11 protein-coding genes are annotated in these 13,886 nt (G+C 61.1%); 4 read left to right on the forward strand and 7 right to left on the reverse strand.

What is annotated here, in order from left to right:
- Positions 1 to 14 precede the first annotated feature (14 nt).
- From rsmG to rpmH, 7 genes are all read right to left on the reverse strand, one after another.
- Positions 15 to 665: a 16S rRNA (guanine(527)-N(7))-methyltransferase RsmG gene (rsmG, locus tag A9513_RS16620; RefSeq protein ID WP_037010314.1), complete on the reverse strand. Its 651-nt coding sequence runs from the start codon at positions 663 to 665 to the stop codon at positions 15 to 17.
- Positions 665 to 2,557, reverse strand: coding sequence for a tRNA uridine-5-carboxymethylaminomethyl(34) synthesis enzyme MnmG (gene mnmG / locus A9513_RS16625; RefSeq protein ID WP_065085106.1), 1,893 nt, complete (start codon positions 2,555 to 2,557; stop codon positions 665 to 667). Before mnmG ends, rsmG begins: the two co-directional genes overlap by 1 nt.
- 546 nt (positions 2,558 to 3,103) lie before the next feature.
- The gene (gene mnmE / locus A9513_RS16630; RefSeq protein ID WP_065085107.1) at positions 3,104 to 4,471 is read right to left on the reverse strand and encodes a tRNA uridine-5-carboxymethylaminomethyl(34) synthesis GTPase MnmE; all 1,368 of its coding nucleotides are present in this window, start codon (positions 4,469 to 4,471) and stop codon (positions 3,104 to 3,106) included.
- A gap of 107 nt (positions 4,472 to 4,578) precedes the next feature.
- Positions 4,579 to 6,327, reverse strand: coding sequence for a membrane protein insertase YidC (yidC, locus tag A9513_RS16635; protein ID WP_024765009.1), 1,749 nt, complete (start codon positions 6,325 to 6,327; stop codon positions 4,579 to 4,581).
- 2 nt (positions 6,328 to 6,329) lie between these two features.
- The gene (gene yidD, locus A9513_RS16640; protein ID WP_037007231.1) at positions 6,330 to 6,578 is read right to left on the reverse strand and encodes a membrane protein insertion efficiency factor YidD; all 249 of its coding nucleotides are present in this window, start codon (positions 6,576 to 6,578) and stop codon (positions 6,330 to 6,332) included.
- Positions 6,571 to 6,978 carry a ribonuclease P protein component gene (gene rnpA / locus A9513_RS35035; RefSeq protein ID WP_081754025.1) on the reverse strand — a complete coding sequence of 136 codons (408 nt, stop codon included), beginning with the start codon at positions 6,976 to 6,978 and terminating at the stop codon, positions 6,571 to 6,573. The genes yidD and rnpA overlap by 8 nt, the downstream gene beginning before the upstream one ends.
- 14 nt (positions 6,979 to 6,992) lie before the next feature.
- Positions 6,993 to 7,127, reverse strand: a complete 135-nt coding sequence (rpmH, locus tag A9513_RS35040) for a 50S ribosomal protein L34 (RefSeq protein WP_003100258.1) — start codon at positions 7,125 to 7,127, stop codon at positions 6,993 to 6,995.
- 521 nt (positions 7,128 to 7,648) lie between these two features.
- Here rpmH and dnaA point away from each other — a divergent pair.
- The 4 genes from dnaA to gyrB are packed head-to-tail and all read left to right on the forward strand — an operon-like array spanning position 7,649 to position 13,850.
- The gene (dnaA, locus tag A9513_RS16650; protein WP_038803450.1) at positions 7,649 to 9,181 is read left to right on the forward strand and encodes a chromosomal replication initiator protein DnaA; all 1,533 of its coding nucleotides are present in this window, start codon (positions 7,649 to 7,651) and stop codon (positions 9,179 to 9,181) included.
- A gap of 29 nt (positions 9,182 to 9,210) precedes the next feature.
- Complete coding sequence (gene dnaN / locus A9513_RS16655) at positions 9,211 to 10,317, forward strand: DNA polymerase III subunit beta (RefSeq protein WP_024765010.1); 1,107 nt, start codon at positions 9,211 to 9,213, stop codon at positions 10,315 to 10,317.
- A gap of 9 nt (positions 10,318 to 10,326) precedes the next feature.
- Positions 10,327 to 11,436, forward strand: a complete 1,110-nt coding sequence (recF, locus tag A9513_RS16660) for a DNA replication/repair protein RecF (protein WP_024765011.1) — start codon at positions 10,327 to 10,329, stop codon at positions 11,434 to 11,436.
- Positions 11,433 to 13,850, forward strand: coding sequence for a DNA topoisomerase (ATP-hydrolyzing) subunit B (gene gyrB, locus A9513_RS16665; RefSeq protein ID WP_024765012.1), 2,418 nt, complete (start codon positions 11,433 to 11,435; stop codon positions 13,848 to 13,850). The genes recF and gyrB overlap by 4 nt, the downstream gene beginning before the upstream one ends.
- The last annotated feature ends 36 nt before the right edge of the window (positions 13,851 to 13,886 follow it).

Consider the following 13,886-nt stretch of genomic DNA (forward strand, 5'->3'; position numbering starts at 1 on the left):
TTCCCCACTCCCCGTCATGCAGTGCGGCGCAGTATCAGCAGATGGCGCTGGCCTTGGCAACCCGGCACCGCCAGAGCGTGTTCGGCTTCGACCCGGAAATCCTCCGGGAGTGCCGCGAGCTCGTCGCTGGGGTGCACGCCTTTCATGGCCAGCCAGTTGGTTCGAGTGTCACCCAGGTGACGCGTCCAGTTCGTGAAGTCTTCGAGGCTGCTGAAAGCCCGCGAGACGATCCCGTCGAACGGCTGCTCGGGCTGGAAGGCTTCCACACGGCTGTGGATAACCTGCAGGTTGTCGAGCTTGAGCTCCAGCTTCACCTGGGTCAGGAAGCGGGTCTTCTTGCCGTTGCTGTCCAGCAGGGTCAGGGACTTTGCGGGGAACAGTATGGCCAGCGGGATACCAGGCATGCCTCCACCGCTGCCGACATCCAGCCAGCGCTCACCGCCGGCGGCTTCGAATTGCGCGACGATGCTCAGACTGTCGAGCAGGTGGCGCGAGACCATTTCATCCACATCGCGCACGGCGGTGAGGTTGTAGGCCTTGTTCCACTTGGCCAGCAGGGCCAGGTAGTCCAGCAGTCGTTGCTGGGCAGCGGCGTCGATATCCAGGCCGAGCGTCTGGATGCCACGCGCGAGTTCGTCGGCGTGGCGGGCAGTGACCACGGACATCAGGCGCTCTGCTCCAGCTGACGACCGGACGAGCGTTTCTTCAGATGGATCAGCAACAGGGAAATCGCCGCCGGTGTCACGCCCGGGATGCGGCCGGCCTGACCGAGGGTTTCCGGTCGGGCATTACCCAGCTTGAGCTGAATCTCCTTCGAGAGCCCGGAAATGGACTGGTAGTCGATATCCACAGGCAGGCGGGTGTCCTCGCTGGCACGCAGGCGAGCGATCTCTTCCTGCTGGCGATCGATATAGCCGGCGTACTTGGTGCGGATCTCCACCTGTTCGGCGACCTGCGGGTCTTCTGCGCCAGCGCCGGTCACTTCGGCCAGGCTTGCGTAGTCGATTTCCGGACGGGCCAGCAGGTTGAGCAGGTTGTATTCGTGAGCCAGCGGAGTGCCGAAACGTTCGGCGATGGCATCGCCCTGCGCAGTGTTGGGGCGAACCCAGGTGCTCTTCAGCCGCTGTTCTTCACGCTCGATACCTTCGCGCTTGGCTTCGAATACAGCCCAGCGCTCGTCGTCGATGAGACCCAGCTCGCGGCCCTTTTCGGTCAGGCGCAGATCGGCATTGTCCTCGCGCAGGATCAGCCGGTATTCGGCGCGCGAGGTGAACATGCGGTACGGCTCCTGGGTGCCGAGAGTGATCAGGTCGTCGACCAGTACGCCGATGTAGGCCTCGTCACGACGCGGGCACCAGCTGTCGCGGCCTTGCGAACGCAGTGCGGCGTTGGTGCCGGCGAGCAGGCCCTGGGCGCCGGCTTCTTCGTAGCCGGTGGTGCCATTGATCTGGCCAGCAAAGAACAGGCCGTCGATCACCTTGGTTTCCAGGCTGTACTTGAGGTCACGCGGGTCGAAGTAGTCGTACTCGATGGCGTAGCCCGGGCGAACGATATGCGCGTTCTCCATGCCGCGGATCGACCGGACGATATCCAGCTGCACATCGAAGGGCAGCGACGTGGAGATGCCGTTCGGATACAGCTCGTGCGTGGTCAGGCCCTCGGGTTCGAGGAAAACCTGATGGCTGTCCTTGTCGGCGAAGCGATGGATCTTGTCTTCGATCGACGGGCAGTAACGCGGACCGACACCTTCGATCACACCGGAGTACATGGGCGAGCGATCGAGGTTGGACGCGATGATCTCGTGGGTCCGCGAGTTGGTGTGGGTGATCCAGCAACTGACCTGGCGCGGATGCATTTCCCTGGAACCGAGGAAGGACATCACGGGAATCGGGGTATCGCCCGGTTGTTCGGTCATCACGCTGAAATCGACGCTGCGACCATCGATGCGCGGAGGCGTCCCGGTCTTCAGGCGACCGACACGCAGCGGCAGCTCGCGAAGGCGCTTGGCCAGGGCGATGGAGGGCGGATCGCCTGCGCGGCCGCCGGAGTAATTCTGCAGACCGATGTGGATAAGTCCGCCGAGGAAGGTGCCGGCGGTAAGCACGACGTTATCCGCATTGAATTTCAGACCCATCTGGGTCACCACGCCGCGCACCTGATCCTGCTCGACGATCAGGTCATCGCAGGACTGCTGGAATATCCAGAGGTTGGGCTGGTTCTCGAGGATTTCCCGCACCGCTGCCTTGTAGAGGATGCGGTCTGCCTGTGCACGCGTAGCGCGTACGGCCGGGCCCTTGCGGCTGTTCAGGACGCGGAACTGGATGCCGCCTTTATCGGTGGCCAGCGCCATGGCGCCGCCCAGGGCATCGATTTCCTTGACCAGATGGCTCTTGCCGATCCCACCGATGGCGGGGTTGCAGCTCATCTGGCCGAGGGTTTCCACATTGTGGGTGAGCAGCAGCGTCTTCACGCCCATGCGTGCAGCCGCTAATGCGGCCTCTGTGCCGGCATGGCCGCCGCCGATCACGATCACGTCAAAACGGGAAGGGAAATCCACCACGCACCTCGTGCCTGTTGATCAAGGAGAAAGAAGAGAGCCGGACAGTATAGGGGTTAAGGGCTTTCGATTGAAGGCGCTGAACAAAAAATAGCCAATCGGTTTTGTTCGACGCTATAGAAAATAAAAGAGAGGAACTTTTTTAAATCTTTTTAGAGCTTGTGTTTATGTATGGTGAAGCGGTTTTCTGTGGATAAGCCGATGCAGGCCTTGAACCATAAAGGTTTCAGCCGATAACAACCCTGTGTCGATGCTGTCAGGTTGCAGGGGATCTTCCGTGTTCAGCCTGTGGATTAAGTAGCATGTTATCAACAGGTGGATTTACCCACAGGATGGTGCAGGGGTTGTCTACTAAGCTGTACGGTACTTTTCCACAGGGTTCACGAATGCCTGTGGAAGGCTCCTTTTATTCTCTGAAAGCCACGCATCACTAGGCTTCAGCTGTATTCATGGCTGTGGATAGATGTTCCAGAGGGAAAACGGGGACGGCAGGATGCGCGGTGACGGAATGGCTCCGTCACCGGTGGGGAAAGGCTGGGTTGTGGATTACTTGCCGATGCAGAAGCTGGAGAAGATTCGGCCTAAAAGGTCGTCCGGCGTGAAGGCGCCGGTAATCTCGCCAAGTGCCTGCTGGGCCTGGCGCAGGTCCTCGGCCAGCAGTTCACCTGCGCCGCTCAGGGTGAGCTGTGCGCGGCCATGCTCGAGGCTATCTCCTGCCTGGCGCAAGGCCTCCAGGTGCCGGCGGCGGGCGCTGAAGCTGCTCTCTGCTGTTTGCTCGAAGCCCATGCAGGCCTTCAGGTGCTCGCGCAACAGGTCCAGCCCATTCCCCGAGCGGGCGGACAAGGCGATGGTGACGTGACCGTCAGCGCTCTCCTGCAGCCCGACTGACTCTGTGGATAAATCCGCCTTGTTGCGGATTAGGGTCACGTGCGCCGGATCGGGTCGGCTGTCCAGGAACTCAGGCCACAAGGCGAAGGGGTCGCTGGCTTCCGGCGCGGTGGAGTCCACTACCAAAAGCACGCGGTCGGCTTCGCTGATTGCCTTCAGCGCGCGTTCCACGCCGATCTTTTCCACATGATCATCAGTGCTGCGCAGACCGGCGGTGTCGACAATGTGCAGCGGCATACCGTCGATGTGGATATGTTCGCGCAACACGTCGCGGGTGGTGCCGGCGATATCGGTGACGATGGCGGCTTCGCGGCCGGCCAGGGCGTTCAGCAGGCTCGATTTGCCGGCATTGGGACGCCCGGCGATCACTACGGTCATGCCATCGCGCAGCAGCGCGCCCTGGCCAGCCTCGCGCAATACCGAGGCAAGCTCTGCGCGCACCGCATCCAGTTGCGACAGCACATGGCCATCGGCGAGGAAGTCGATTTCCTCTTCCGGGAAGTCGATGGCGGCCTCGACATACATGCGCAGGCCGATCAATTGATCGGTCAGGCTGTGCACGCGGCGGGAGAACTCTCCTTGCAGTGAACGCACGGCATTGCGCGCAGCCTGGGCTGAGCTGGCCTCGATAAGGTCGGCGATGGCTTCAGCCTGGGCCAGGTCGAGCTTGTCGTTGAGGAAGGCGCGTTCGCTGAACTCACCCGGACGGGCCTGGCGCGCTCCCAGCTCCAGGCAACGTTGCAGCAGCATATCCATCACCACCGGGCCGCCGTGGCCCTGCAGTTCGAGCACATCCTCGCCGGTGAAGGAATTCGGGCCGGGGAAGAAGAGCAGCAGGCCTTCGTCGATAACGTCGCCATCATCGGCATGGAACGGCCCGTAGTGCGCATGGCGAGGCTGCGGCTCGCGCCCGCTCAGGGTAATGGCCATGGTGCGGGCACGGGGACCGGAGACGCGGACAATGCCCACCCCGCCACGGCCCTGAGCGGTGGCAACGGCGGCGATGGTTTCACGGGCTGTATTCATGTCGGCGGTCTCGCGGTTGTGTTCGTGGCGCGCGGGAAAGCAACGTTATCCACATAGCAAAACGCCCCACGAGGGGGCGTCTTGTCGATCGGTTTCAGGCTGCGATATCAGGCGGAAGCCTTCTTCGCGGAAGCCTCGATCCGACGGGTAATGTACCACTGCTGCGCGATGGACAGGCAGTTGTTCACAACCCAGTACAGAACCAGACCAGCCGGGAACCACAGGAAGAAGAAGGTGAAGATGATCGGCATCAGCTTCATGACCTTGGCCTGCATGGGGTCCGGCGGAGTCGGGTTGAGCATCTGCTGAACCAGCATGGTAGCGCCCATGATGATCGGCAGGATGAAGAACGGATCCTTCACCGACAGGTCGACGATCCAGCCCAGCCACGGAGCCTGGCGCATCTCGACGCTTTCAAGCAGTACCCAGTACAGGGAGAGGAAGACCGGCATCTGCACCAGGATCGGCAGGCAGCCGCCCAGCGGATTGATCTTCTCTTTTTTGTACAGCTCCATCATCGCCTGGGACATCTTCTGGCGATCGTCGCCGTGCTGTTCCTTCAGGGCGGCCAGTTTCGGCGACACGGCGCGCATGCGGGCCATGGAGCGGTAGCTGGCGGCGGACAGCGGGAAGAAGGCCAGTTTGATGACGATGGTCAGGAAGATGATCGACCAGCCCCAGTTACCCACCAGGTTGTGGATATGTTGCAGCAGCCAGAAGATCGGCTGGGCGATGAACCACAGCGGACCGTAGTCGACGGTCAGTTCCAGGCCCGGGGACAGTTCCTTCAGGTACGCCTGCAGTTTGGGGCCGGCGTACAGGGTCATGCTGGTTTCGCCCTTGGCACCCGGCGCAACCGTCAGGTTGGGGCCGGTGTAGCCGACGATGTAGTTGCCCTGAGCGTCCTTGCGGGTCATCACGCTGTGGGTATCGCCCTTGGCGGGAACCCAGGCGGTGACGAAGTAGTGCTGCAGCCAGGCTACCCAGCCTCCCTGGACGGTTTCCTTGAACTGCTCCTTGTCCATGTCCTTCATGGACACTTTTACGTAGGGCTTTTCAGGGGTCCAGACCGCGGCGCCGAGGTAGGTCGACACACCGGTCGCGGTGGTAGAGGACGGGTCGACGCTGGCGTCACGCTTGAGCTGGGCGAACAGCGAGGCGCTCCACGGTTTGTCGCTCTGGTTGTCGATCAGGTAGCTCACGCCGACCTGATAGGCATTGGGGTTGATGCACTCGAGTTTCTTCTGCGCCTTTTCTTTCTCGGTGCAGTCGCTTTTCAGGCCGCGGTGGAAGGTGAAGCGCTTGATGTAGCTGACGCCGTCCTGTGCATAAGTCAGGTCGACGACCATCTGGTCCTGGCCGTCCGCCAGTTCGTAGACAGGTTTAGCCGAAGCGTAGAGCGGGCGCCCGCTGGCAGCGGCGTCCGGACCATTGGCACCGGTCAGGCCGCTCTGGGCCAGGTAGGTACGCTGGTTGTCACGCTCGAACAGCGGGAACGGCACATCCGGGCGGTCCTGGCGCAGCGGGTACTGGGTCAGACCAAGCTTGATCACGTCGCCGCCGCGCGGGTCGATGGTCAGGTCCAGGACATCAGTCTTCACGCGGATCAGCTGTTCGCTGGCTGCTGCCGGCTTCTGCTCGTTAGGCAGGCTGGCCTGGGCGTTCTGCGTGGTGGGTACGTCAGCGTTGGCCGCGTTGCCGGCAGGCACGGAAGTGTCCGGCAGGCCTTCAGTCTGATTGAAGGTCGCGGTCTGCGCCGGCAGTTCGGGCTGGCCGTAGTCCTTGTTCCACTGGAGAACCAGCGCGTAGGACACGATTGCCAGGGCGACGAATAGGATTGAACGTTTGATGTCCATGGTTACTCGGCCGTCGAGGAAGGGGCGGGCTTGGAAGGATCTGGCGGTACCGGGTCGTAGCCACCGGGGTGCCAGGGATGGCAGCGGCCTAGGCGACGAGCGGCCAGCCAGCCACCACGCAGGAAGCCATGGATTTCAATGGCCTCCTGCGCGTAGCAGGAACAGCTGGGGTAGAAACGACAGTGCCTGCCCATCATGGGACTGATGGCGTAGCGGTAAAACTGGATCAGTAACAGCGCCAGTCTACGCATGGGAACTGTCGGCCACTCCCGGAGATTCTGTCGCGGGTTCCGGACTTGGCCGATTGCGCAACAGGCGCTTCCAGAGTTTGCCGAACTGCTGGTGCAGCTCCGGATTCTCCAGATCGCCAAGACCTTTGCGCGCGATCACCACGATATCCAGACCAGCCAGCTTCTGCTGGTTGAGGCGGAAGGAATCGCGGAGAAGGCGTTTAAGGCGGTTACGCTCGACGGCGAGCTTGACGTTCTTTTTGCCGATCACCAGGCCGAGGCGGGGATGATCGAGACCGTTTTCGCGCGCCAGCAGCAGAATGTGCTTGCCGGGAACCTTGGAGGTGGGGGAGTCGAAGACTGCTGTGAATTGCCGGGCTGTCAGAAGACGTTTTTCCCGGCTGAAATCTTGACTCACCACCTGTGTCGGACAAATCAGACGGTCAGACGCTTGCGGCCCTTGGCGCGACGACGCGACAGAACCTGACGACCGTTCTTGGTTGCCATGCGAGCGCGGAAGCCGTGAACGCGAGCGCGCTTGAGGGTGCTGGGTTGGAAAGTACGTTTCATGATTCGGTACCTGGGTTTGACGACATGAGGTCGCAGTGACCCCGTTTAAAGAGACCGGCGATTCTAGTGAAATCATGCGGTCAGGTCAATTTCCAACCAGCATCGGAAACAAAATCTATAGAAAGGAAGGAAATCTCTTTCTTTAAAGATTGAATCGATGATTATGTTTATGCAGGTATCTGCCTGTGCATAACTCCTCCAAGGGAACAGGGTGCGCGGGGTACAGCCAATGATAACCCTGTCGGGAAGTCGTGCGCGGGTTGTGTGGGGCCGGTTGGAAAGCTGGGTATGGAATGCGGTTTTTTCCACAGAAGTTTTTTCCACAGATTGATCCCCTGCGTCGTCCCCTGCCCCATCAAGCTGTTATCCACAAGGTTCAAGGCGCCATTACCCGACCACCGGTAAAATCATTAACACCTTGATTTTGCTTGTGTCCTGGCACGCTTAACTGTGGATAAGTTGGTCTGGCGCGGATACAATGGCGGTCTGTTTCGCTTTGCGACTTCTTTTGGGGGATATCCGTGTCCGTGGAACTTTGGCAGCAGTGCGTGGAGCTTCTGCGCGACGAGCTGCCGTCCCAGCAATTCAACACCTGGATTCGACCTTTGCAGGTCGAGGCCGAGGGGGAAGAGTTGCGCGTCTACGCACCCAACCGCTTCGTACTCGACTGGGTCAATGAGAAGTACATGGGCCGCCTGCTGGAGCTGCTGGGCGAGCGTGGCAATGGCCAGATCCCGGCGATTTCGCTGCTGATCGGCAGTCGCCGTAGCCGCACGCCAAGGCCTGCCCTGGTGCCGACGCCCCAGGTCAACGTGCAGCCTGTAGCGCAGCCGGCGGTTGCCCCGGCGTCCTCTGCTGCTCCGGCGCCCGTTGCGGTGTCCGTTTCCGAGCCCCAGTCAATCCAGGCTGCGCCGGTGCAGACCATTGCCGATCTGGACGAGTCGAGCCCGGGGATCGATCCGCTGGCGGCGGCGATGCCCGCTGCTACCGTGCGTAGCGAGCGCAACGTGCAGGTAGAAGGTGCGCTCAAGCACACCAGCTACCTCAACCGCACCTTCACCTTCGAGAACTTCGTCGAGGGTAAATCCAACCAGTTGGCCCGCGCGGCAGCCTGGCAGGTGGCGGACAACCTCAAGCACGGCTACAACCCGCTCTTCCTTTATGGGGGCGTCGGCCTGGGTAAAACCCACTTGATGCACGCTGTGGGTAACCACCTGCTGAAGAAGAACCCCAATGCCAAGGTCGTCTACCTGCATTCGGAGCGCTTCGTCGCGGACATGGTGAAAGCGCTGCAGCTGAATGCCATCAACGAGTTCAAGCGTTTCTACCGGTCGGTAGATGCTCTGCTGATCGACGATATCCAGTTCTTCGCCCGCAAAGAGCGTTCCCAGGAAGAGTTTTTCCACACCTTCAACGCCCTCCTCGAAGGCGGCCAGCAGGTCATCCTGACCAGTGACCGTTACCCGAAGGAAATCGAAGGCCTGGAAGAGCGCCTGAAGTCCCGCTTCGGCTGGGGCCTGACGGTGGCCGTGGAGCCGCCGGAACTGGAAACCCGTGTGGCGATCCTGATGAAGAAGGCCGAGCAGGCCAAGGTCGAGTTGCCGCATGACGCTGCATTCTTCATCGCCCAGCGCATTCGCTCCAACGTGCGGGAGCTGGAAGGCGCGCTCAAACGTGTGATCGCGCACTCCCACTTCATGGGCCGGCCGATCACCATCGAGCTGATCCGCGAGTCGCTGAAGGATCTGCTGGCCTTGCAGGACAAGCTGGTCAGCATCGACAACATCCAGCGCACCGTCGCCGAGTACTACAAGATCAAGATCGCCGACCTGCTGTCCAAGCGCCGTTCGCGCTCGGTGGCGCGTCCACGCCAGGTAGCCATGGCACTTTCCAAGGAACTGACCAACCACAGCCTGCCGGAAATCGGCGTGGCCTTCGGCGGTCGGGATCACACCACGGTGCTGCACGCCTGTCGTAAGATCGCTCAACTCAAGGAATCCGACGCGGATATCCGCGAGGACTACAAGAACCTGCTGCGTACTCTGACCACCTGACGCAGCCTCACGAGGCAAGGGACTAGACCATGCATTTCACTATTCAACGCGAAGCTCTGTTGAAACCCCTGCAGCTGGTCGCTGGCGTCGTCGAGCGCCGCCAGACGCTGCCGGTTCTTTCCAACGTCCTGCTGGTCGTCGAAGGTCAGCAACTGTCGCTCACCGGTACCGACCTCGAAGTCGAACTGGTTGGCCGTGTCACGCTGGAAGATGCCGCTGAGCCGGGCGAAATCACCGTGCCGGCACGCAAGCTGATGGACATCTGCAAGAGCCTTCCCAGCGATGCCGTGATCGATATCCGTGTCGACGAGCAGAAGCTCCTGGTGAAAGCCGGCCGCAGCCGCTTCACCCTCTCCACCCTGCCCGCCAATGACTTCCCCACTGTGGAAGAAGGCCCCGGCTCGCTGACCTTTAGCCTGGTGCAGAGCAAGCTGCGTCGCCTGATCGATCGCACCAGCTTCGCCATGGCGCAGCAGGATGTTCGCTACTACCTCAATGGCATGCTGCTGGAGGTCGGTGGCGGTACCTTGCGCGCCGTGGCTACCGACGGTCACCGCCTGGCCATGTGCTCGCTGAGCAATGGCGTGCCGGAAGCACAGGATCGCCATCAGGTGATCGTGCCGCGTAAAGGCATCCTGGAGCTGGCTCGTCTGCTCACTGAACAGGACGGCGAAGTCTCCATCGTTCTTGGCCAACATCACATCCGTGCGACCACCGGCGAGTTCACCTTCACCTCCAAGCTGGTGGACGGCAAGTTCCCCGACTACGAGCGTGTGCTGCCCAAAGGCGGTGACAAGCTGGTGATCGGTGATCGCCAGGTGTTGCGCGAAGCCTTCAGCCGTACTGCGATTCTTTCCAACGAGAAGTACCGCGGTATCCGTTTGCAGCTTTCCAATGGCCTCCTGAAGATCCAGGCGAACAACCCGGAGCAGGAAGAGGCGGAAGAAGAAGTGCAGGTCGACTACAACGGTGGCAGTCTGGAAATCGGCTTCAACGTCAGCTACCTGCTGGACGTCCTGGGTGTGATGGGTACCGAGCAGGTACGCATGATTCTCTCTGACTCCAACAGCAGTGCGCTGCTGCAGGAAGCGGACAACGACGATTCTGCCTACGTCGTCATGCCGATGCGCCTCTGACGCGTATCGATGTCCCTTACCCGCCTTTCGGTCACCGCGGTGCGCAACCTGCACCCGGTGACCTTCTCCCCCTCCCCCCGCATCAACATCCTCTACGGCGAAAATGGCAGCGGCAAGACCAGCGTGCTGGAAGCCATCCATCTGCTCGGCCTCGCGCGTTCGTTCCGCAGCATGCGTCTGCAACCTGTCATCCAATACGAAGAACCGGCCTGCACGGTGTTCGGACAGGTACGTCTGGGGAATGGCTTCGATAGCAGCCTGGGTGTTTCACGGGATCGCCAGGGCGAGTTCCAGATTCGTATCGATGGGCAGAATGCACGCAGTGCCGCCCAGCTCGCCGAGACCTTGCCGCTGCAGCTGATCAATCCGGACAGTTTCCGTTTGCTGGAAGGTGCGCCGAAGATTCGCCGGCAGTTTCTCGACTGGGGTGTGTTCCACGTGGAACAACGCTTCATGGCCGCCTGGCAAAGACTGCAGAAGGCCCTGCGGCAGCGGAACTCGTGGCTCCGGCATGGTAGACTGGACGGTGCTTCGCAAGCTGCGTGGGACCGGGAATTATGCTCGGCGAGCGACGAAATCGATGCGTATCGGCGGTCCTATATCCAGGCCTTGAAACCCCAGTTCGAGCGTACTCTGGCCGAGCTCATCCAGCTCGACGACCTGACGCTCAGCTATTACCGGGGCTGGGACAAGGAACGCGAATTGAGTGAGGTGCTGTCGTCCAGCCTGCTGCGTGATCAGCAGATGGGCCACACCCAGGCGGGGCCTCAACGGGCGGATCTGCGAATTCGCCTGGGAGGACACAATGCCGCGGAGATCCTGTCCCGCGGTCAACAGAAATTGGTGGTCTGCGCGTTGCGGATCGCCCAGGGGCATTTGATCAACCAGGCGAAACGCGGGCAATGCGTCTACCTGGTGGATGACCTCCCCTCCGAATTGGATGAGAAGCATCGGTTGTCTTTGTGCCGGCTTCTCGAAGATCTGGGTTGCCAGGTATTCATCACCTGCGTCGACCCGCACTTATTGAAAGACGGCTGGCGAATGGAAACGCCGGTGTCGATGTTCCACGTGGAACATGGGCGCGTCTCTCAGGACACTACCATCGGGAGTGAAGAATGAGCGAGAACACCTACGACTCTTCCAGTATCAAGGTACTGAAGGGACTGGACGCCGTACGTAAGCGTCCGGGCATGTACATCGGTGATACCGACGACGGCACTGGCCTGCACCACATGGTCTTCGAGGTCGTGGACAACTCGATCGACGAAGCGCTGGCGGGCTACTGCAGCGAGATCAGCATCACCATTCACACCGATGAATCCATCACCGTGCGCGACAACGGCCGCGGCATTCCGGTGGATATCCACAAGGAAGAAGGGGTCTCCGCGGCAGAGGTCATCATGACCGTCCTTCACGCTGGCGGTAAGTTTGACGACAACAGCTACAAGGTCTCCGGCGGCCTGCACGGCGTAGGTGTATCGGTGGTGAACGCCCTCTCCCACGAGCTGCGCCTGACCATCCGCCGTGAGGGCAAGGTCTGGGAACAGGTTTATCACCACGGCGTTCCGCAATTCCCGCTGCGCCCGGTGGGCGACACCGAAGGTTCGGGCACTGAGGTTCACTTCAAGCCCTCTCCAGAAACCTTCCACAACATCCACTTCAGCTGGGACATCCTGGCCAAGCGGATCCGCGAACTGTCCTTCCTGAACTCCGGCGTGGGCATCGTCCTGCGCGATGAGCGTGCCGGCAAGGAAGAGCTGTTCAAGTACGAGGGTGGCCTGCGTGCCTTCGTCGAGTACCTGAACACCAACAAGACCGCGGTGAACCAGGTCTTCCACTTCAACTGCCAGCGCGAAGAAGACGGCGTTGGCGTGGAAGTCGCCCTGCAGTGGAACGACAGCTTCAACGAGAACATCCTCTGCTTCACCAACAACATTCCGCAGCGTGACGGCGGTACCCACCTGGCAGGCTTCCGCTCCGCCCTTACCCGCCACCTGAACAACTACATCGAGCAGGAAGGCCTGGCGAAGAAGTTCAAGATCGCCACCACCGGTGATGACGCCCGTGAAGGTCTGACCGCGATCATTTCGGTGAAGGTGCCGGATCCGAAGTTCAGCTCGCAGACCAAGGACAAGCTGGTTTCCTCGGAGGTGAAGACCGCCGTGGAACAGGAGATGGGCAAGTACTTCGCCGACTTCCTGCTGGAGAACCCGAACGAAGCCAAGGCCGTGGTCGGCAAGATGATCGACGCCGCCCGCGCCCGTGAGGCCGCGCGCAAGGCTCGTGAGATGACCCGCCGCAAGGGCGCGCTGGACATCGCCGGCCTGCCGGGAAAACTCGCCGACTGCCAGGAGAAGGACCCCGCCCTCTCCGAACTGTACATCGTGGAGGGTGACTCCGCGGGCGGTTCTGCCAAGCAGGGCCGTAACCGCAAGACCCAGGCGATCCTGCCGCTCAAGGGCAAGATCCTCAACGTCGAGAAGGCTCGCTTCGACAAGATGCTCTCCTCCCAGGAGGTCGGCACGCTGATCACCGCTCTGGGCTGCGGTATCGGTCGCGAGGAGTACAACATCGACAAGCTGCGTTACCACAACATCATCATCATGACCGATGCTGACGTCGACGGTTCGCACATCCGTACCCTGCTGCTGACCTTCTTCTTCCGTCAGCTGCCGGAGCTGGTCGAGCGCGGCTACATCTATATCGCCCAGCCACCGCTGTACAAGGTCAAGCGCGGCAAGCAGGAGCAGTACATCAAGGACGACGTGGCCATGGAAGAGTACATGACCCAGTCGGCCCTCGAAGAGGCCAGCGTGCATGTCAACGAAAGTGCCCCGGGCCTGTCCGGCGAAGCGCTGGAGAAGCTGGTCAACGAGTACCGCACGGTCATGCGTACGCTGTCCCGCCTGTCCCGTCTTTATCCGCAGGACCTGACCGAGCACTTCGTCTACCTGCCGCGCATCGATGTCGACCAACTGGGCGACCAGGCTGCCATGCAGGGCTGGCTGGACCAGTACCAGGCTCGCCTGAAGGCCGCGGAGAAATCCGGTCTGGTGTACAAGGTCAGCCTGCGGGAAGACCGCGAGCGTCACCTGTGGCTGCCGGAAGTCGAGATGGTTGCCCATGGCCTGTCGAGCTACGTCACCTTCAATCGCGACTTCTTCGCCAGCAATGACTACCGCTCGGTGACCGAGCTGGGCGCCAAGCTGAACAGTCTGTTGGAAGAAGGCGCCTATGTGCAGAAGGGCGAGCGCAAGAAGGCCGTCAGCAGCTTCAAGGAAGCCCTGGAGTGGCTGATGACCGAAGGCACCAAGCGTCACAGCATCCAGCGATACAAAGGACTGGGCGAGATGAACCCGGACCAGCTGTGGGAAACCACCATGGACCCGAACGTGCGCCGCATGCTGAAGGTGACCATCGAGGATGCCATCGCCGCCGACCAGCTGTTCAACACCCTGATGGGCGATGCCGTGGAGCCGCGCCGCGACTTCATCGAGAGCAACGCCCTGGCGGTGTCCAACCTGGACGTCTGATTCGGGTGTCGCGGGGCACATTAAATGTCCGAAGTG

Source organism: Pseudomonas sp. AU12215, from assembly GCF_001675465.2.
Classification (GTDB): domain Bacteria; phylum Pseudomonadota; class Gammaproteobacteria; order Pseudomonadales; family Pseudomonadaceae; genus Pseudomonas; species Pseudomonas nitroreducens.

Bases quoted from the DNA above. Each gene is read 5' to 3' on its own strand.
- rsmG (WP_037010314.1), bottom strand. From the start codon at position 665: ATGTCCGTGGTCACTGCCCGCCACGCCGACGAACTCGCGCGTGGCATC.
- gyrB (WP_024765012.1), top strand. From the start codon at position 11,433: ATGAGCGAGAACACCTACGACTCTTCCAGTATCAAGGTACTGAAGGGA.
- mnmE (WP_065085107.1), bottom strand. From the start codon at position 4,471: ATGAATACAGCCCGTGAAACCATCGCCGCCGTTGCCACCGCTCAGGGC.
- yidC (WP_024765009.1), bottom strand. From the start codon at position 6,327: ATGGACATCAAACGTTCAATCCTATTCGTCGCCCTGGCAATCGTGTCC.
- dnaN (WP_024765010.1), top strand. From the start codon at position 9,211: ATGCATTTCACTATTCAACGCGAAGCTCTGTTGAAACCCCTGCAGCTG.
- recF (WP_024765011.1), top strand. From the start codon at position 10,327: ATGTCCCTTACCCGCCTTTCGGTCACCGCGGTGCGCAACCTGCACCCG.
- yidD (WP_037007231.1), bottom strand. From the start codon at position 6,578: ATGCGTAGACTGGCGCTGTTACTGATCCAGTTTTACCGCTACGCCATC.
- rpmH (WP_003100258.1), bottom strand. From the start codon at position 7,127: ATGAAACGTACTTTCCAACCCAGCACCCTCAAGCGCGCTCGCGTTCAC.